Source organism: Methylophilus sp. 5 (genome assembly GCF_000515275.1).
GTDB lineage: Bacteria > Pseudomonadota > Gammaproteobacteria > Burkholderiales > Methylophilaceae > Methylophilus.
On the sequence record NZ_KI911560.1, the window covers coordinates 464894 to 482599 of the forward strand.

Here is a 17706-nt window from a genome sequence, read left to right on the forward strand (position 1 = left end):
CTCGCTCGCGGTTACCATTCATAGCCAACACGAAAGTGCAGCCTGTAATCTCCATGCTTGACCAGGGGCGCATCATTCATGGCCTGCGCATAATCGAGGTAAGAGAACCAGCCGGTTGTGGTCTTCAACTTGAAGCCCAAACCAGCAGAATACAATTCGTAAAAAGGCTCCAGCCCGGCTGAATTTTTGACTTGCACACGACCAGCATCCATAAAGGTGTAGGCATACATTTCTTTGATATAGTCAGCAAATGGTGAGGCTTTAAACGCGCTCGCAAGCGGTGGTGTGCGTAGCTCAGCAGAGCCGGAAATACCGCTATCCCCTAAACGGCTGGACTCCAGATAACCACGTACTGACTCCACACCGCCAATGGTGAACTGCTCGGTTGAAATGAGCGGATCACTGGCCAGCTGCGCGGCCACCTTGGCTTGCAATGCCCAGCCGGAAGCAAAGGTATAAAGATGCTTGGCATCTGCGCGCACATAGAAAAAATTGGCTTTGGCTTTATCCCGCTTGAGATCAAACTCAGCGTCGCTGTTGCCCATTAAACGCGGCGCCATATTCAACACCATGCTGGTTTGTGTCTGGCCATAAGCTGACTGGATATTGGTGTCATAGCCGATTGAGGTCGCCCAATAACTAATTGGCGTCTTGGAGGTTAAAGGGCCTGGTGATGTCGGATCAGTGCTTGGCAAAAACAAAGTTTCTTTAAATTCTTTATAGTCCATGCCAAATGTCAGGCTATGATAAAAACCATCGGCCAGCGGTAGTGGATGAATATATCTTGCCCCAAGAATATAGCCCTTACCAATCACGTTAATATCACCTACAGCCGCGATATTACTGTCTGACACCACCGCATAAGCGGCAAAGTAATCGCCATTCAAGCGTGGAATCACATAAGTGCCAGAAAGCACCTTGACCTCGTTGGTATCTTCCGGCGACACCTGAAGATTCAGCCCCAGACTATGGTCTTTCTGGAACAGGTTCTCATATTTAACGCCGGCATTCAGGCGTAACTCTGTCGTGTTGGGTGAGTAGCGGTCATTCAACTCTATGTTGGCATGTAAAGGCAGCTTGTCTTTGACTTGCAAATCAATCTCAACGGTACCCGGCGACTTGCCAGGACGCAGAACCGGCGTCACCTGACGGTTCTGGTTACGATTAAGCGTACCTAGCTCTTTTTGTGCTGTTGGAAAGTGCGGTACCGAACCTTCGGCAAACTGCGGTGCGCGTGACTTGATTTCACTCAGGGTGTGATACTGCGCATCCACCACCTGCAAACGATCAACCTTGCCCTCAGTGACCTGCAAACGCACAACACCTTGATCCACTTCTTGCTGTGGAATACTGACGGAGACGGTCAAATAGCCAGCCTCCTGATAGGCTTTCTCAAGTGCAGACCTTGCCTGCTCAACATCCTGTATGGTCTTTTGTTCCCCCATAAATGGATAAACCGTTTGCTCAATGGCAGCACTATTGAGCACGGTATTACCATCCACCTGAAACTCAAATACATTAAACGTGAGCTCGTCTGCAGCGGCATTTGCGGGCGCAACCTCCGCCATGACCAAGTCAGGCTGTTCTTCAGCAAAGATGGCCTGAGACATGGCACACGCCAGCACAGACATCCATAGCAGTGGGGATTTCAAATTCAAGTTAAAGACCTTTGTAAAATCAGACGTTTGGCAATTTCAACAGACCTGCATTTTCTTAAACTTTTATGTCATGCACATGAAACGGACTAGTCCATAAACACCCGCCATCAAAAGAAAAACGCACCCCCTTTTGAGGGGTGCGTTTATTAGGTACTTATCCTGATTGAGGATAAGTTTTTAACTTTTATTACTCATACAACACTGCTGGTGCGCAGTTGTTGCCAAAGTTAGTGAACTTGGCTTTTACAACGCCTGCTTCACAAGTGGTGTTGCCACCGTCTGGGTTCAATGTCAAACCACGTGGCAATGTTGCGCAAGCAGCCGCCGTTGGGTTTTTCAAAGCGTTAACGATAGTACCAACGATGTTTCTCTGGAAGCCAGCTGGTGCTGTGTTAGCAACGAATGCTTTCATTTCCATATGGAATGGATAAGTACCAGCAGCCGCAGCAGCACGTGCATTTGAAACGTCGCCCGTTTCTGGGTGTGAACCGTCAACTTTGATGTAGCGATAGCCGTTGTTAGCTGCATTCTCTACTGTTGGATCATTTTCCAGAGACAATACACCGATCGCATAACGTGAACCAGCAGCTGCGTTAGACGCTGTTGTGATGTTGGTTTTTACGTTACCGGAACCGGAGTTAAGCACCACTTGGTAGTTACCAGTTGAAGTGCTTGAAGGCAACAACAAGCTGCCACCCAGACATGGGTTACCCAGGAAGAACGCATTTGAAGAAGCTTGTGAACCGGAAGTATCTACACGGCGTTGGATAATCACTTTTTCGCCATTGTCGTCACCGATAATAGGCAACCATGATTCAGCTGTCTGTACAGCACTACCTTCAGCCAGAATAGAAGCGATTTGACCTTTAGTCAAAGAAGGTGCTAAAGCTGCGCTGTATGAAGTACCCGCTTCAGTGATGCCTTGCACTTCTTGCAGTTTGCGGTACAACGGTGTAGACACAGCAACACCAAAAGCCTGACCCAGGAACGCATTGCTAACAGTACCGAAGCTGGAAACATTACCACCACCGATAGTGGCAGAGAACAATGTTGGCTCAACGTCAGAGAAACCACCAACGATTTGCTGAGGTGCCAATGGGTTGGCAGTTAATGCAGCGGCGTTAACTACGTTGTTTGCAGCGGTTTGTACACCAGTTGCATCCAGAGCCACGGCAGCACCTGATTGCGCGCAACCTTTGTATACATCGGCGTTGTTAGCAGTGTTAGTTGCGTCTGCGTAACCTGTTGCCAGTTTGGTACAGGAAGCATTGCCTACGTAAGAAACACGTGCCAGCTTGGTGCCATTAGTGAATGGTGTATAGGCATTCAATGAGCCGCCGTCTACAGTGTGATACAACACAGAAGTACGTGTACCACGCACACAAGCGTAAGCAACGAAGTTACCCAGTGAGCCTGGTGTCACTGCAGTGCTTGAAGTTGCTTGAGAAGTAAAAATAGAACCAGTACCAGCCTGGCAACCTTTTACCCAACCTTCATAGATAGACTTGGTTGGTGCAGAAGCACCAGCAACCCATGCTTGGTCCAAAGTACCTGCACCACGTGCAGTTTCAATTTGAGCTGGTGTCACACCTGCTGCAGCCAATGTACTCACAGACAGCGCTGCCAGTGCCATTGCGATTTGTTTGATTTTCATCATAGTTCCCTTAAATTTGCTGAATCAAATAGCGTGAAAGAGCAGAGGGGCTCCAAAGAGCCCCTTTTTTTAATTATTTTGCAGATTTACGACGACGTGCAGCTGCGGCAACAACACCCATCCCCAAAGCCAGCAAAGCGAAGTTTTCTGGTTCTGGTACTGGTGTAGCCACGGCTACAGAAGAGATCGTCAACAAACCAGCTTGTGAGAATGTCACTTTAGTGTTGTCGTACAGGAAGTTAGTGCCCGCACCGTTAGTTGCTTTTTGCACGGTTTGGTACAGGCTCATTTCACTGCCTACCAAAGCGATAGATGTTGGGCCTTGATAACCATTGTTATCATTCGCAAAGTATGTGAATGGGTCGTTGTTCTGGTAAACCAGTTGGTTAAAAGCACCAACTGCAGTCACCAGTGGTGACTTGGAAATAGCAAGTGCCTGCTCATTGGTAGGATCGAAATAAGTCGTGTCGTATGAAGAAATCATGCCACGTGCACCAGCTGCAGCGCCAGCACCCAAGGTGTCACCAGCAAACACGTTGTAGTAAGTAGTGCTCAGGTTGGCACTGCTAATAAATGACTGAAAAGCTGAGTTTGAGCTCAGATCAAATGTCAGTGTCGCGCTTGCGCCATCAAAGCCAGAATCAGCAACATCAGTACCGATTTCATTCAAAGTGCTGTAGAAAGAACCTGTATCAATCACCAACGCTGAGCTCGTTGTACGATCAAAAATGGTCAAAAACAAAGAACCATTACCACTTGCTGGAACGCTAGCCGCGCTGGCCACGCCAGATACTGTTAAGGCCAATGCAGCAACCAATGCTTTTACTTGAAATTTCATATACTTCTCCTTAAATTTTTTGAGCAAACCGATAGAAAGAGCAAACTACTAAATACCTGAGCGAATACGATGAACCTCATCCCGAAAAAGTATGGAGCAGCTAGATGACAGCCTTATTTTCGAAACATAGTCCACATGGACTAGTCCGCTTGAGCGCCACACTCCCCCTCAGAAAACCATCAGAGTCTACGAAGAGCTGATGACAATCTGCAGTACATCCATAGTCTCAACGGACTAGAGCCGGCTAAAAAAGCAAAACAGACATGTAGCAAGCGAGGTATGAATAATCGACTGCGTTTGCATTTACCCATTTAAACCGCTTGACAATATTTCCATATTTATGGAAATATAATAATATGAATAATAAATTAGTGGTTTTACAGTTGGCCTCTATTGCGCAGGAAGCGCGCTTGGAGATATTTAGACTCTTAGTGCAGGCAGGGCCTGAGGGGCTTGCGGCTGGCAGTATTGGTGAGTCACTCGCCATCCCGCCGAGTACACTGTCGTTTCATTTAAAAGAGTTGAGTCATGCGGGTTTGATCAGCTCAAAACCAGTCAGCCGTTTTATTTATTACTCGGCGAATTATGCCGCGATGGAAAGTTTGCTTGGCTATCTGACCGAGAACTGTTGCGCGGGTGCGCAGCGCTGTTGCCCGGAATCACTCTGCGAAAGCAAATAAGGAGTGTTATGAAAAGAATGCATCTACATGTCTCAGTAGAAGACTTATCGCAAAGCATAGGCTTTTATACACATTTGTTTGGCGCGGCGCCCTCGGTGGCAAAACCGGATTACGCCAAATGGATGCTGAATGATCCATTGGTCAATTTTGCGATTAGCCAGCGTGGCGCCAAGCCTGGCCTCGATCATATCGGCGTTCAGGTAGAAACAGAAGCGGAACTGGCAGAGATAAAAACCAGACTTGAGCAGGCAGAGATGGGCATATTGACTGAGGAAGGCACCACCTGCTGCTACGCCAAATCGGACAAACATTGGGTGCAGGATCCGTCAGGCATCGCCTGGGAGACATATCGCACCCTGGATAGTGCGCCGACCTTTAATAATCATGACTCAACAGAAAAGAGCAACGCAGCCTGTTGCGTCCCTGCACCGCAAAAAGTGCAGTTTATTGCCAGAAACAAACCCTGAACAGGCCAGAAATAAAACATAGATTGAATGACATTGGGATAAATCATGACTGATCAGCAGACAAAAACCAAGCATACCGGCATCAGCTCTTTTGAACGCAATCTCACCTGGTGGCTACTGGGCTGTATTGTCGTCGGCATTGGCCTAGGCAAACTATTGCCGCAATTTTTTCACGCCGTGGGCGAGTTAAAGGTTGCTGAGGTTAACTTGCCGGTGGCGATATTAATTTGGCTAATGATCATCCCGATGCTGATCAAAATTGATTTTTCTGCCATGCGCGAGGTGCTGACGCACAGCAAAGGCATAGGCGTGACACTGTTTATCAACTGGATTGTGAAACCGTTCTCAATGGCTTTATTGGCGTGGCTGTTCATACGCCACTTTTTTGCCGATTGGTTGCCCGCTGAGCAGATTGACAGCTATATCGCAGGCCTGATTTTATTGGCGGCGGCGCCTTGCACGGCGATGGTGTTTGTCTGGAGTGGCTTGTGTGGTGGCGAGCCCAAATTTACCTTGTCGCAGGTTGCGATTAATGATGCCATTATGCTATTTGCCTTTGCGCCACTGGTGGCTTTGCTGCTTGGGGTATCCAACATCAGCGTACCATGGACAACGTTGTTTTTGTCTGTGCTCTTGTTTATCGTGGTGCCTGTGATCATCAGTCAACTATTACGCAAAAAGATGCTCACCAAGGGACAAGCGGCGCTGGATCGTTTGCTTAAAACAACACAGCCTATCTCGCTCGCCGCTTTATTACTGACACTGGTCTTGCTGTTTGCTTTTCAGGGCCAACAAATACTTGAGCAACCAGTCGTGATTGGCTTGCTGGCCATCCCGATCACTATTCAGGTTTACTTTAATTCGATGCTGGCTTACTGGCTGAACAAAAAGCTCAAGGTCGCCCATTGCGTGGCTGGCCCATCAGCACTTATCGGCGCCTCTAACTTTTTTGAACTGGCGGTGGCCACTGCGATTGCCCTGTTTGGCTTTGACTCAGGTGCCGCACTGGCCACAGTTGTCGGTGTATTAATTGAAGTGCCAGTAATGCTGTCTGTGGTCGCCATCGTCAACCGTAGTCGTCAGTGGTACGAAGCCGCCTAATTAAAAATTGACCCGATAGAAAGAAAAGCCATGAATATTCTGTTTTTGTGTACTGGAAACTCCTGCCGCTCGATTCTGGGCGAAGCCACTTTTAATCATCTTGCACCGCAAGGCTGGCAGGCGATGAGCGCAGGCAGCAAACCCACCGGTTATGTGCACCCTCGCTCACTCGCGCTGTTAGCCAAAGAAGGCATCGCCACTGAAGGCTATCACAGCAAGTCCTGGGACAACCTGCCAGTCACGCCCGACATTGTGATTACCGTCTGCGGCAGCGCGGCTGGTGAAACCTGCCCGGCATATTTGGGCCCGGTGATTCGCACGCATTGGGGAGTTGAAGACCCGGCACATGCGACAGGCACCGAGGCAGAAATCGAAGCCGCTTTTTATCAGGCATACAACACGCTACGTGCACGCATTGAAGCATTTTTTGCTTTGCCACTTGAGCAACTACAACATGATAAAACCGCATTAAAAGCAGCCATGGATCAGATTGCTGCCAGCGTCACCTAAATAAATACGCATATCACTCAGGCCATTTTGCCATTCGCCACCTTGTAGCATTGCGCCTCAAGCAGCCCTTAACTTAATACACACTACGACTAGACACGATGATTAGCGATCGGGCTTATTGCTTGCGCGCAATCAGCCCCAGTTTGAGTGCCTTGCTGGCAGCCTGGCTGCGGTTTTCTACATCCAGCTTGCGCAAAATGTTCTGGACGTGGTTTTTAATCGTGAGCGGGCTGACCGTCATGATATTGCCAATCTCCCAATTGGTTTTGCCGGCCTGCAACCATTCGAGCACTTCAAGCTCACGCTTGCTCAATGGTTTGATACGGCCGTTGCGCGCGGTGGTAGATAACACGGACGGACATTTATTGGCGGTGACTTTGACAATCGCGCAATGCAGGTGCGGCATCAGTAACTCAAGCAAATGCGCCGTTTGTGCATTGGCAGCCGAGCTTAAGCGACCAAACATGACCATGGTGGCAATACGGCTATGCTCGTTGCCAAAGCCGTGCACCACAAAGCGCTTGAGCTCAGAGGCCAGCATGCGCTCAGCCTCTACATGCTCAACGGCATAATGGTTATATTGCTGCGAGGCAAGCTCGGTATGGTAAAACACCGGCATGCCCAGCTTGCTCCAGCGCGTAAAAGCTTCACTCACCAGGCCATCGTCCTCATTGAGCACCTGGTCAAACTGGGTGTCACCAAAATAGCGGCTGGAGGTCAGGTATTCATAGTCATAACTGGCGCGCTCTAAACCGCGCACACCAATGATCACCACCTCGTGCGCCAGCAAACACTGAAACCCTCGTTGTAGCCAGTTAAAAAGGTGTGAGCGATGCTGCAAACGCAACGATTCCTCAATCACCTCCATAAATAGCGCGCGTTGCTCCTCATTCAGTGCCAACGTCCACTGGTCGTTGGCCTGATCTATCCCTGTTATTGTTGTGTCCATGTGTTAACCACATTGATATAAATGCAGCAAGTGTGCTCAAAATTTGTGACAGAAAAATGATTCCGGCATGTCAGTTGATTGATAAATTAATGACAGCGGATTAGTGGCTAAGACTATGACTAAAAAGTACTTTTTTGAATGGCCTGCATGGCAGCAGGCGCACTGATGAAACGTGACAATACTGTGAATAGATTGGCAAATATTGGTTAACCACACAAGGTCAAGTGTCTTTGCACTGTCACATGTCTGTGACACAATGATCCCATCATGCATTTAGCCTTTTTGCTGCCACATCGTCATACGCTCGCCATGTGTCTGCTGACAATCGTTGGCCAGCATGGCATCAGTCATGCAGAGGCTGCTGGCGGGCAACAAATACTTGCCGAACAGATTGTGCTGGATAATACAGATGCATTGGAAGTGGTGATCAGCAATACAGACACCGAAGCCCCGGAGCCGTCGGTCACGTCCGACCAACGCAGGCCTCTACACTGGCAGGCAGGCAATATTCCCTATCAGTCTGAAGTGCAAGCCGCAGCCAGGATCACCCAGGTAGACCCGGCCCTGATCCATGCGGTGATTGCCACAGAGTCTGGCTACAACCCCAGAGCACTGTCACCCAAGGGCGCCTATGGCCTGATGCAAGTGCTGCCAGCCACGGCACAAACCATGACCACGATCCCGGTCAGGCAATGGTCTGTGCCGCAGCAAATATTATGGGGCTCTCATTACTTAAAAAGAATGCTGGATATGTTTGAAGGCAATGTCACCTTGGCACTGGCTGCGTATAATGCCGGGCCACAAGCCGTTAAAACGCATCAACACGCGGTGCCCCCTTTTGCTGAAACCCGGCAATATGTTCCCAAGGTTCTTGGTTATTATCAAACCTTTAAAACCCGGCTCGCGCCCAGCAGTTACGCCAGCCAACTCAGCAACTGATACCGTTTTAACGATTGACCCAGGCCAGCTCCAGATCGGCCAAGGTATTGGGCTCATACACAAACTGCCACTCACGATAATGCTTGGCGCCATGAAAGCCTGATTGAGACTCCTGATAACCACTGCTGCGAATCGGCGCTAACAACGACTGGCTATGCACGCCAACGATACGTCCATCCCTGATGATTAGCGCCATGCCCTGCTTCACAAAAAACGGGTCTGCATACAGCTTGCGTAAATGCCGTTTAGACACAGGAAATCGCTTGTCTTCTATCAGGTCTTCCAAGCGCGACGGATACTGTTTGACCGGCTGTGGCGTGGCCTCGTAATAACGCCCAATCGCCAGCCGATAAGCCTCACCGGCTTCTAGCAACAACGTTTCATTGCTGCGCTGAGATTGCTGCTGCCACATCACAGCGGCCCCCTGCATGCCGATCGCTGCAATCACCAGCGTCACTAACACGCCAATGTAGGAAAATCCTCTGCTGTAAAATAATCGTCCGTTAAGCATGCAACAACCTGTGGCGCTACCAGTCGGTATACGCCGAACCATCATCGGCCTGCCCGGTCGCACTGCTATGCAGGCTGTACACGCCCCCCACCAAAGGTAGCTCTGGCGGCGTAATCACCCAGGCATCATTGCGCTCGGCAATCGAGTCCCACGGCAATTTGTCCAGATAATGCTTGTCGACCAGCCCCTGTAAGGTGTCCGGGTATTGCCCCTGATCAGCATAATATTCATCGAGCGCTTTGCGCGTGGTGGCCAGTTGCTGCTTGAGCGCCTGCTCTTTGGCGCGCTGCACCCCATAAAAATAACGCGGCACCGCCAGCGATAACAGCAAAGCCAAAATCGACAGCACCACCAACAGTTCTACCAAGGTAAAACCGCGCATTGTTTGCCACCGCTTACCACTGCGCATAAGGCACTCCATTGATTCCAGTCTGCGTGCTTAATGAATATACATCGTACAAGTCTTGCGTGTAACGCGGCTGCTCCGGCGGGCTGTCATAACTACGCAGGCCCCAGCCCACCGTTTGACCCAAGCCAGCACTGGCTTGTCCAGTCAGCATCGGGTCTTGCGGAATACGCCGTAAAAAACGCAAGCGCTCATGTTTAGCACTCTTGGCATCGTCCACACCGTCTACCAACACCTGTAAATTGGGCGGATAACCACTGGCATCAGCATTCTTTTTTACCCGGCCTTCATCGGCTGCTTTTTTATAAGCATCAATTGCGCGCCGCATCTCACGCAAATGCTCGCGTAGTTGCTGCTCTTTTTGTCGCTGCAGCGTCAGCTGTATCATCGGCGTCGCCACACTGGCCATAATCGCCACAATCACCAGCGACACCATCAACTCAATCAGGGTAAACCCGGCCTGTGCACTCAGGCGACGTTTAAACGGATCACACAAGCGCATTAAGGAATCACCTTGGGTGCCGGTAAGGTGGTCGTGCCCTGCTCAGAGATCCCATTCACGTTATTAGACAATCCCGGCATGGCTGGGGCAGGCTGCATAGACTCGGTATTGGCAGGCAGTGCATCTGGGGTAGGCAAAGCCACTGGTTCTGGTGCTGGCGCAGCGTCTGGTGTGTCATTGACTGGTACATCAGCAGCATCATTTAACTCGCGTTGACGTTGCTGTTGTTGTTCACGTGCCTGCTGGCCACGTGTGAGTGTGTTGCTCGGCATGCTGTTTAACAACGGCTTGTCAGAAATCACCGTGTCAGTCCCGCTCCAGTACTCGGAGAATGTTGCTTCTGGCAACGTCACGTTACTGATCACTTTAGGCGTGATCGCCAGCACAATTTCTGTTTTATTTTTTTCATCAATATGGCGCGAAAACAAGCGGCCCAAAATAGGGATCTCACCTAAGCCCGGCAGTTTGTCTGCGTTTTTGCGCTCTGAATCCTGAATCAGGCCTGCCAGAATCTGCGTTTCGCCGTGCTTGAGTCTTAGCATGGTGGTCGCATTGCGGGTGCCGATGTTATAGACCTTAGAGTTATTACTCAGCGTAATGGCTTCACCCAGCGAGCTCACCTCCAGGTTGATTTTAATGCTGACAAAATCATCCAGCATCACACGTGGCTCCACCTCAAGCTTGAGGCCAACATCCACATAAGATACGCTTTCTGAGGTGCCCACGTTAGCCGTGGTGTTAGTGGTAATCACCGGCACCTTGTTGCCGACCAGCACTTTGGCTTTTTCGTTATTTTTAACGCGGATACGCGGGTTAGACAGCAAATTTAAATCGGTATCCGTGGTTTTAAATTGCAAGCTGGGGTTAGGGCTGACGCCAATATCAGACGACTTGATGCGTTTGAGCGCCTCCAGCGTCAACTGGCTGTCCAGCACGGTGAGTGACGACGGATAGACAATCCCCAACTGGTTCATTTTGCCGCGCGTGATTTCCATCACCTCGATTTCCAGCATCACTTCGGGGTCGGCGATGTCTTGCGCCTTGATCATTTTTTCTGCCAGCGCCAGCACTTCTGGCCGGTCTCTCAGCACCAGCATGTTCAGGCGCTCATCGACATACACATCACGTATTTTCAAAATAGTGCGCAACATATCGGCGCACTGCTTGGCACTGGTATTGGCAAAGTAAAAATTGCGAATGAGCAAGTCCTGGTAGTCTTTGTTTTTTTGCTGGGTGGCCGGATACACCAGCATGCTATTGGCTGACAGCACTTTTTTTTGCAAACCGTTACTGGCCAGCACCATGTCGATCGCTTCTTCAATCGGCATCTTTTTCACGAATACCGAGGCTTTGGTCTCAGGCTTGATGTCTTTATCGAGCACAAAATTGACGCCTGTGGCGCGTGACAAAGCCTCAAAAACGATTTTGATATTGGCATCGCGCAGCTCCAGTGTCACTGGCTTGCTCAAGCCAGTTTGCAGTTGTGGCAAAGCGGCACGCGCACGTGGCTCCATCGCAATCAATTGTTTTTCCAGGGCTTGCGCTTGCGCATTGGTCGGCTGTTCCAGCAACACATCACGCACCTCTTTCAAAGCCTGTTTCGGGTTATCCATATGCTGTTTAGCGGCGTCCAGCTGTTTGCGCAAGGCAATTTCACGTGCACTGGCATTTTCATAAGCCAGCGCTTTAATGTGGTGCGCATCCAGCGTTAAAATACGCGCATACACTTGTTTGGCTGTGGCAATATCGCCTCTGACATCGGCGGCTTCTGCCTCGGCTGACAGCGCATTAATCGCTTGCTCACGCTCGCGGAACCAGCGGTTACGCAAGGTCACATCGGCCGGGCGCTCCGCGACTTGTTGCGCCAGCTCATGCACTTTGCCTTCTGGCGTGGTGGCACTCAGCTTGGGTGGAAACAGGCCGCATGATGACAACACCCATGCCGACAAACTAATGGCGACGTAGCGTGGAATCACGCTACGCAGGGTCGCATTTACGTTAAAAGCGTTCATTGATTAAGCATTTCTTCTTGAGGATTATTGTCAGCATCGGCCATGGCCTGGCGTTGGCCAGCCGCTGCCGCTGTTTTGGTTTTACTCAGCACTACCACTTTATTCAGTGGCAAATAAGTGAAATACACGGCTTGCATATCCTCACGGTCCAGGCGCCACTGCGCGGTGACGTTACTCCCCAGTTTGGGCAATACCATTTTTTTCTGCTGCATTAAAATCACCGCGTCACCGCCTGGCACATCCTGCATGCTACCAACATAGATATAAGGCAATGGTGGCGCCTCAGGCGGTGGCGGCGGTTGTGGTTTAGGCGGTGGCGGCAGCCATTCATGCGCCACAAACAGGGCATGACGCATTTTTGCGGCAGGTAACTGGCGCGTAAAATAAGTGCTCTCCGTAGCGGATATTGCAACGGAAACCGGCGCAGTGGCTGACTGACTAGCTGGCTGGTTATTTAGCGGTTGCGACTCAGGCGCAGCCTGCGTCGCTGATACCGGCTGTGCCTGGCTATGATTCACGGCCACGACCTCAGGCACATCAACTGCCTCGTCTTGCGCCCATTGCCAATACACCAGGCCCAGCGTCAGCAGCAAGCCCAGCCACAACAGTGGTCGCGTCGATGCGTTGGACTTAGGCGCCATGTGCACGCCCTCCTCGAATAAACACCGAGAACGTCAGTGTGGCATCAATCACTGGTTGCACGGTCTCGTTTTTGCGCAACTCCAGGCCGGTCAATGCCATAGACGGATACTGTCTAAGGACATCCAGCATAAACTGACGACAAGTCGCATAGTCGGCCTGTATGGTAAACCGCATATCAAACTGCTGAATGTCATGCGTCATGTCGCTGGCCTGATGCGCTTGCCACTGATAATCGCCGACATTGAGTGCAATCTGCCGTTTTTGCGCCATGCTGGCGATCGTGATCATACGCGGGGACAGGTCGGCAAATACTGGCAGCTGCTGCCACAGTGTGGCTAATTGCACAGGCTGGTCTGGAGTGGCGCTGTCTCGTGCCTCGACCTTTGCCACGTCAACAGGCCTGGCCTGTGCCGGGCGCGCGGGCTTAGTCGCCAACTGGTGAATCTCTTTTTTCAGTGCATCCAGCTGTGCTACTTGTTTAGACTGCTGTTGTAACAACACGCCCCATAGGATAAATAATGCCAGTGATAACAGCATAGGCACCCAACCGACATACCACGCGCAACGGCGCAGCAGCCAGACCAGCGTCATCGGCGCAGGCAAACGTAATGTCGTCACGGTTGCCACCCGCCTTGGATCTCAAAACTCACCGGGCGTTGCGGATGGCTTTCGTTGACCTGGTGCTTTTGCAGATGCACTTGGCTGAGCGCAGGCAGCGCTTGCAGCTGGCTCACATACTTGAGCAAATCCTGGTAACTTTTGGCTTCACCTGAGAGCACAAACTGACCACGGTTGGCATCTGGTAACAATTGCAATAACGCAATCTCTGGCACTTGTTGTGACTCTAATGCCTGTAGCAAATCAAACCAGCGCACATTGAGCTGCTGCACCACTTTTTCGGCCGCTTTTTGCTGCGGCTGGCTTAATACGGCAACGGGCAGTTTAGCCGCCACTTTTGCCACAGGCAGATGTTCGACCGTCGCAACGGCATCTCGCTGCACAAGCTGTTGATGACGTTGCGCAAGTTGCTGCAACTGCGCCTCTGTCTCAGCCAACCCGGCATAGTTGACGGTCACTAATACGGCCAATAGCATCACCAGTACCCCACCAGGCCAGCGCAAGGTTTGCCAGGCAAAGGCTGGCCGTGAGAACTCCAGCTGGTAATTGGGGTTAGGCCACATGCACGGCCTCCTGATGCAAGCTGGTAACCGCGCGCTCGGCGAGCAAAATCTGCCACGGCATTTGGCCTGACAATGCCTGTTTTAAGCGGCGTCCGCGTTGCACCATTGCCTCACAACCGGGCTCCTGCAACCAATAACAGGTGCTGGCCTGTGCACCGAGCAACGTGCGCTCGCGCATTAACCAGTCGGCAATCGGGGCGACGTCGGTCATATTTGTCGCTAAACTGGCAACGTGGCTAATCCGCCCCTGCGCGAGATGCAATAACCGCAGCATATGTGGCTCAGCAGTCAGCACCGTGCCGCTCGCCGGTAAACGGGTGCGTGCCCACAAGGCGCATGCGTAGGGTTGCGCCGCCCACTGCATGGCTTTGTTAGCCAGCAATGCAGGTAAATCCAGCGCTTGCAAAGCAGGAATAGCGGCCAGCAGGCTGTCCTGCGGTTGCTTGAGATCTTGTAATCGAAACGGCCAGGCCCGGGCGGCTTCACCGTAGGTTTGCATCAAAATAGCACGTGCATACGCCTGCTGCTCCTGGCCAGAAAAATCTAGTGCTTGCATGGTTTGCGCCATGGCGGGCAATCGCAGTAAATGCACATGCTTGTCTGCCAGATAAAGCTCAATGCGCTGCCAGCGTGTGGCGGGCAGTTGTGCCAGCAACGCCTGCAATGCCGTTTGCAAATCGGTACCAACCCAGGCGGTTTGCGCCAGCACCCTGCGCGAACGTAGTCCGGCAGGCCAATACTCCGCCAGCAACTGGTCAGCCAACACCAGCACCCGCGTTAAGCCTCGCCAATGCAATTCAGGCAATGAACGTGACACGGTTAATCTCCTGTAAGCTGGTCATGCCTGCGGCCACTGCACTGATCGCGGCCTCACGAATAGTGCGCATGCCATTTCTGGCCGCGGCTTCTTTCAGTTGCCGAATCGGCTGCCGGGCAATAATCATTTCACGTAGCTCATCATTGAGCACCAGCATTTCTGCCACCGCTTTACGCCCCTTGTAACCGGTGCCGCGGCAATGGCCGCAGCCCTGTGCATGCTGAAACTGCATGGTCGCGGCTTGCTCGGTACTCAAGCCAGAGGCACGCAACATCTCTGCGTCTGGTACAAAAGGCTCGGCACAATGCGGACACAAGGCGCGCACCAGGCGCTGGGCAATAATGCCATTCACGGCCGACACAAAATGGTAAGGATCCACCCCCATATGCATAAAGCGGCCGATCACATCCAGCACACTGTTGGCGTGCACGGTTGAAAACACCAGGTGCCCGGTAAGCGCCGCTTGCACGGCAATTTGGGCGGTATCGGCATCACGGATTTCACCCACCATGATTTTGTCCGGGTCATGGCGCAAAATAGAGCGCAAGCCGCGCGCAAAAGTCAGGCCTTTTTTCTCATTGACCGGAATTTGCAGCACACCAGGCAACTGATACTCAACCGGGTCTTCAATGGTGATAATTTTGTCAAAGCCAGTATTCACCTCTGAAATGGCCGCGTATAAAGAGGTGGTTTTACCGCTGCCGGTAGGGCCGGTCACCAGCACCATGCCATAGGGCTCACTGGCCAATTTTCTAAAGCCAGCAATCACCTGGTCATCAAAGCCCAAAGCTTTCAAACTCAGGCCCTGCGCCTGTTCGGTCAGCGCCTTGCGGTCTAGTACACGCAATACCGCATCTTCACCAAAAGCGCTCGGCATGATCGACACACGGAAATCGATCAAGCGACCCATGGCATGTACTTTAAAGCGGCCATCTTGCGGAATACGGCGCTCGGCAATATCCAGTTGCGCCATGACTTTAATCCGCGAAATGGCTTGCTCGGCACTATCGAGGCCAGGGCTATTGGCAATGCTGGCCATCACACCATCAATACGGTACTTCACCGCCAGGCCACCAGGGTGCGTTTCGAGGTGAATATCACTGGCCCCGGTTTTGAGTGCATCGTATAAGGTCGAATTGATCAGCTTGACGATAGGGTTGGCATCTTCATGAATAGACTTCAGCGACAATTGCATGACGACTTCTTCGTCGCCTTCTGCGGCTGCATGCTCGGTTGAGAGTCCCACGCCATCCATGGCGCGCATGGTTTCTTCTTCACCAGCCAGATAGGCACTGATTTCCAGCCGGTGCGCCAAGCGCCACTCAAACGGTACTTGCACTGCATGCTGTGCCCATAATGGTAACTGGCGGTTAAACGGGTCAGCAAACACCAGAATGAGGGTTTGTGCCGCATCATAAAATGCCAGACACTCTTTCTGCTGCGCCTCGTTATAGCTCACTACGTCAAACGCCACTTGCCACTCGCGCATGTCGCGCATGGTCGCCACAGAATAATGCAGCAAATGCGCCAGTTGGCTGACCATCATTTCGCTGTCTACCGGGGCCATGTCTTCCAGCACCTCAATCACGCGGCGCTGTTGCTGCAAGGCCTGTGTTTGCGCGTGGGATAACAAGTCGGCCGATAACATGGGCAAAGGCTGATTCATTGAATTTGCCCCGCCAGCTCAAAAATCGGCATATATAACAACAGCACGACCACACCAATGACCAGGCCGATAAACAACATGAGCAAAGGCTCAAACAATTTGGTAAACCAGTCTATCCAGCGTGCCAGCTCTTCATCATAAAAACCGGCAATGCTGTCCATCATCTGCGCCACATTGCCACCGCGTTCGCCAACCAACAGCATGCGCTCGCCAATCGGCGTAGTCATACCGACCGTCTGAAACGCATGTGACAGTGGCTGACCCTGGCTAATCATGGTTTGCGCCTGCTGCAGACTGCGCGCCATACTGCTATCCAGCAATCCGCCCAGCGAATCAAGGGCGGTCATGATCGGTGTACCGCCTGCCAGCAACATGCCTAATGTGCGGTAAAAACGGGCGAGCTGGTAGAGATGGAGTTTTGCACCAATGGCCGGAATACGCCAAATTGCTTTGAGCATAGACTGTCGCGTCGCAGGCGTTTTGAAGAGCAGTACCAGCCCAACCACCAGTGCTACCAATATCGCCAGCATGGTCTCACCATGTTGTGAAATCAGCGTGCCCCACTGCAACATCACTTTTGACATCCAGGGCAAATCAGCGCCAGTGCCTTCATAGACACTGCTAAATTTGGGTACGACAAACCCCATTAAAAAGGCAATCACTAGGCCGCCCACCACAATCAGCAACAAGGGGTAAATTGAGGCGCTGACGATTTTCTTTTTGAGCAATGAGACCTGGTTGTCGTAGGCAATATAGCGCGTTAGAGCATTGCCCAAATCGCCAGTACGCTCAGCCGCTTTGACGGTGGCAATGTAGAGCGGCGGAAACACCGCTGGCTGGCGCTCAAGGGCGGCGGAGAATGACTTACCTTGCTGCAGAGACTGCAAGATGCCTTGCAATACCGTACGCGTATGATCTTGGCGCAGTGCCAAGGCATCGACGGCCTCGACCAGGTTCAGGCCAGAATCCAGCAAAGCCAATAACTCCTGGCTGAACAAGGCCAGTGGAAACGCTTCACGCCTGGATACCTTGGCCGTTTTTTGCGCATGCAGAGAAACCGGCATCAGGCCTTTGGATTTCAGTTGCGCGTATGCGTCCTGCTCATCGTCAGCCTGTAGCTCTACCATTGCCAGCGTAGAACCATTGAGAACTTTTGCCTGATAATGCATGGCA

The 17706-nt window shown here is 51.6% G+C and carries 19 protein-coding genes; 5 read left to right on the forward strand and 14 right to left on the reverse strand.

Annotated elements, in window-relative coordinates; translation table 11 throughout:
* Nucleotides 1-11: 11 nt before the first annotated feature.
* From METH5_RS0101995 to METH5_RS0102005, 3 genes are all read right to left on the reverse strand, one after another.
* The gene (locus METH5_RS0101995) at nt 12-1658 is read right to left on the reverse strand and encodes a ShlB/FhaC/HecB family hemolysin secretion/activation protein (protein ID WP_232410905.1); all 1647 of its coding nucleotides are present in this window, start codon (nt 1656-1658) and stop codon (nt 12-14) included.
* Between the two features lie 187 nt (nt 1659-1845).
* Nucleotides 1846-3315 (reverse strand): hypothetical protein, encoded by a 1470-nt coding sequence (locus METH5_RS0102000; RefSeq protein WP_232410906.1) that lies wholly within the window; start codon nt 3313-3315, stop codon nt 1846-1848.
* 70 nt (nt 3316-3385) lie between these two features.
* Nucleotides 3386-4150, reverse strand: coding sequence for a PEP-CTERM sorting domain-containing protein (locus tag METH5_RS0102005; RefSeq protein WP_029146932.1), 765 nt, complete (start codon nt 4148-4150; stop codon nt 3386-3388).
* Between the two features lie 356 nt (nt 4151-4506).
* On the opposite strand from METH5_RS0102005, the gene METH5_RS0102010 reads away from it, so the two are divergent.
* From METH5_RS0102010 to METH5_RS0102025, 4 genes are read left to right on the forward strand one after another with little or no spacing between them, the layout of a single operon-like run.
* A complete protein-coding gene (locus METH5_RS0102010) occupies nt 4507-4830 on the forward strand; it encodes a helix-turn-helix transcriptional regulator (RefSeq protein ID WP_029146933.1) in 324 nt (107 codons plus the stop codon).
* A gap of 8 nt (nt 4831-4838) precedes the next feature.
* Nucleotides 4839-5297: an ArsI/CadI family heavy metal resistance metalloenzyme gene (locus METH5_RS0102015; protein WP_029146934.1), complete on the forward strand. Its 459-nt coding sequence runs from the start codon at nt 4839-4841 to the stop codon at nt 5295-5297.
* 45 nt (nt 5298-5342) lie between these two features.
* Nucleotides 5343-6398, forward strand: coding sequence for an ACR3 family arsenite efflux transporter (arsB, locus tag METH5_RS0102020; RefSeq protein ID WP_051412814.1), 1056 nt, complete (start codon nt 5343-5345; stop codon nt 6396-6398).
* A 30-nt stretch (nt 6399-6428) separates the two neighbouring features.
* The gene (locus METH5_RS0102025; RefSeq protein ID WP_029146936.1) at nt 6429-6908 is read left to right on the forward strand and encodes an arsenate reductase ArsC; all 480 of its coding nucleotides are present in this window, start codon (nt 6429-6431) and stop codon (nt 6906-6908) included.
* A 115-nt stretch (nt 6909-7023) separates the two neighbouring features.
* Here METH5_RS0102025 and epsA read toward each other — a convergent pair whose 3' ends face one another.
* Nucleotides 7024-7857: an XrtB/PEP-CTERM-associated transcriptional regulator EpsA gene (gene epsA, locus METH5_RS0102030; protein ID WP_232410907.1), complete on the reverse strand. Its 834-nt coding sequence runs from the start codon at nt 7855-7857 to the stop codon at nt 7024-7026.
* 267 nt (nt 7858-8124) lie between these two features.
* Here epsA and METH5_RS15155 point away from each other — a divergent pair, with 267 nt between their 5' ends.
* Nucleotides 8125-8796 (forward strand): lytic transglycosylase domain-containing protein, encoded by a 672-nt coding sequence (locus METH5_RS15155; RefSeq protein WP_081726682.1) that lies wholly within the window; start codon nt 8125-8127, stop codon nt 8794-8796.
* A 7-nt stretch (nt 8797-8803) separates the two neighbouring features.
* Here the strand turns inward: METH5_RS15155 and METH5_RS0102040 are convergent, their stop codons facing one another.
* From METH5_RS0102040 to METH5_RS0102085, 10 genes are read right to left on the reverse strand one after another with little or no spacing between them, the layout of a single operon-like run.
* A complete protein-coding gene (locus METH5_RS0102040; protein WP_029146938.1) occupies nt 8804-9307 on the reverse strand; it encodes a type II secretion system protein in 504 nt (167 codons plus the stop codon).
* Nucleotides 9308-9323: 16 nt separating this feature from the next.
* The gene (locus tag METH5_RS0102045; protein ID WP_029146939.1) at nt 9324-9716 is read right to left on the reverse strand and encodes a type II secretion system protein; all 393 of its coding nucleotides are present in this window, start codon (nt 9714-9716) and stop codon (nt 9324-9326) included.
* Nucleotides 9703-10215 carry a type II secretion system protein gene (locus METH5_RS0102050; protein WP_036307477.1) on the reverse strand — a complete coding sequence of 171 codons (513 nt, stop codon included), beginning with the start codon at nt 10213-10215 and terminating at the stop codon, nt 9703-9705. Before METH5_RS0102050 ends, METH5_RS0102045 begins: the two co-directional genes overlap by 14 nt.
* The gene (locus tag METH5_RS0102055) at nt 10215-12227 is read right to left on the reverse strand and encodes a secretin N-terminal domain-containing protein (RefSeq protein WP_029146941.1); all 2013 of its coding nucleotides are present in this window, start codon (nt 12225-12227) and stop codon (nt 10215-10217) included. The genes METH5_RS0102050 and METH5_RS0102055 overlap by 1 nt, the downstream gene beginning before the upstream one ends.
* Entirely contained in the window at nt 12224-12868 is a 645-nt protein-coding gene (locus METH5_RS0102060; protein ID WP_029146942.1) for a hypothetical protein, read from the reverse strand. The genes METH5_RS0102055 and METH5_RS0102060 overlap by 4 nt, the downstream gene beginning before the upstream one ends.
* Nucleotides 12858-13487 carry a hypothetical protein gene (locus METH5_RS0102065; protein WP_029146943.1) on the reverse strand — a complete coding sequence of 210 codons (630 nt, stop codon included), beginning with the start codon at nt 13485-13487 and terminating at the stop codon, nt 12858-12860. Before METH5_RS0102065 ends, METH5_RS0102060 begins: the two co-directional genes overlap by 11 nt.
* A complete protein-coding gene (locus METH5_RS0102070) occupies nt 13484-14050 on the reverse strand; it encodes a PilN domain-containing protein (protein ID WP_029146944.1) in 567 nt (188 codons plus the stop codon). Before METH5_RS0102070 ends, METH5_RS0102065 begins: the two co-directional genes overlap by 4 nt.
* Entirely contained in the window at nt 14040-14867 is an 828-nt protein-coding gene (locus METH5_RS0102075) for a hypothetical protein (RefSeq protein WP_029146945.1), read from the reverse strand. The genes METH5_RS0102070 and METH5_RS0102075 overlap by 11 nt, the downstream gene beginning before the upstream one ends.
* Complete coding sequence (locus METH5_RS0102080) at nt 14848-16533, reverse strand: GspE/PulE family protein (RefSeq protein WP_029146946.1); 1686 nt, start codon at nt 16531-16533, stop codon at nt 14848-14850. Before METH5_RS0102080 ends, METH5_RS0102075 begins: the two co-directional genes overlap by 20 nt.
* Nucleotides 16530-17702: a type II secretion system F family protein gene (locus METH5_RS0102085; protein ID WP_029146947.1), complete on the reverse strand. Its 1173-nt coding sequence runs from the start codon at nt 17700-17702 to the stop codon at nt 16530-16532. Before METH5_RS0102085 ends, METH5_RS0102080 begins: the two co-directional genes overlap by 4 nt.
* Nucleotides 17703-17706 lie beyond the last annotated feature (4 nt).

Coding starts and splice junctions, on each gene's coding strand:
- METH5_RS0102000 (WP_232410906.1), bottom strand. CDS start 3,315: ATGATGAAAATCAAACAAATCGCAATGGCACTGGCAGCGCTGTCTGTG.
- METH5_RS0102005 (WP_029146932.1), bottom strand. CDS start 4,150: ATGAAATTTCAAGTAAAAGCATTGGTTGCTGCATTGGCCTTAACAGTA.
- METH5_RS0102010 (WP_029146933.1), top strand. CDS start 4,507: ATGAATAATAAATTAGTGGTTTTACAGTTGGCCTCTATTGCGCAGGAA.
- METH5_RS0102015 (WP_029146934.1), top strand. CDS start 4,839: ATGAAAAGAATGCATCTACATGTCTCAGTAGAAGACTTATCGCAAAGC.
- arsB (WP_051412814.1), top strand. CDS start 5,343: ATGACTGATCAGCAGACAAAAACCAAGCATACCGGCATCAGCTCTTTT.
- METH5_RS0102025 (WP_029146936.1), top strand. CDS start 6,429: ATGAATATTCTGTTTTTGTGTACTGGAAACTCCTGCCGCTCGATTCTG.
- epsA (WP_232410907.1), bottom strand. CDS start 7,857: ATGGACACAACAATAACAGGGATAGATCAGGCCAACGACCAGTGGACG.
- METH5_RS15155 (WP_081726682.1), top strand. CDS start 8,125: ATGCATTTAGCCTTTTTGCTGCCACATCGTCATACGCTCGCCATGTGT.
- METH5_RS0102040 (WP_029146938.1), bottom strand. CDS start 9,307: ATGCTTAACGGACGATTATTTTACAGCAGAGGATTTTCCTACATTGGC.
- METH5_RS0102045 (WP_029146939.1), bottom strand. CDS start 9,716: ATGCGCAGTGGTAAGCGGTGGCAAACAATGCGCGGTTTTACCTTGGTA.
- METH5_RS0102050 (WP_036307477.1), bottom strand. CDS start 10,215: ATGCGCTTGTGTGATCCGTTTAAACGTCGCCTGAGTGCACAGGCCGGG.
- METH5_RS0102055 (WP_029146941.1), bottom strand. CDS start 12,227: ATGAACGCTTTTAACGTAAATGCGACCCTGCGTAGCGTGATTCCACGC.
- METH5_RS0102060 (WP_029146942.1), bottom strand. CDS start 12,868: ATGGCGCCTAAGTCCAACGCATCGACGCGACCACTGTTGTGGCTGGGC.
- METH5_RS0102070 (WP_029146944.1), bottom strand. CDS start 14,050: ATGTGGCCTAACCCCAATTACCAGCTGGAGTTCTCACGGCCAGCCTTT.
- METH5_RS0102080 (WP_029146946.1), bottom strand. CDS start 16,533: ATGAATCAGCCTTTGCCCATGTTATCGGCCGACTTGTTATCCCACGCG.
- METH5_RS0102085 (WP_029146947.1), bottom strand. CDS start 17,702: ATGCATTATCAGGCAAAAGTTCTCAATGGTTCTACGCTGGCAATGGTA.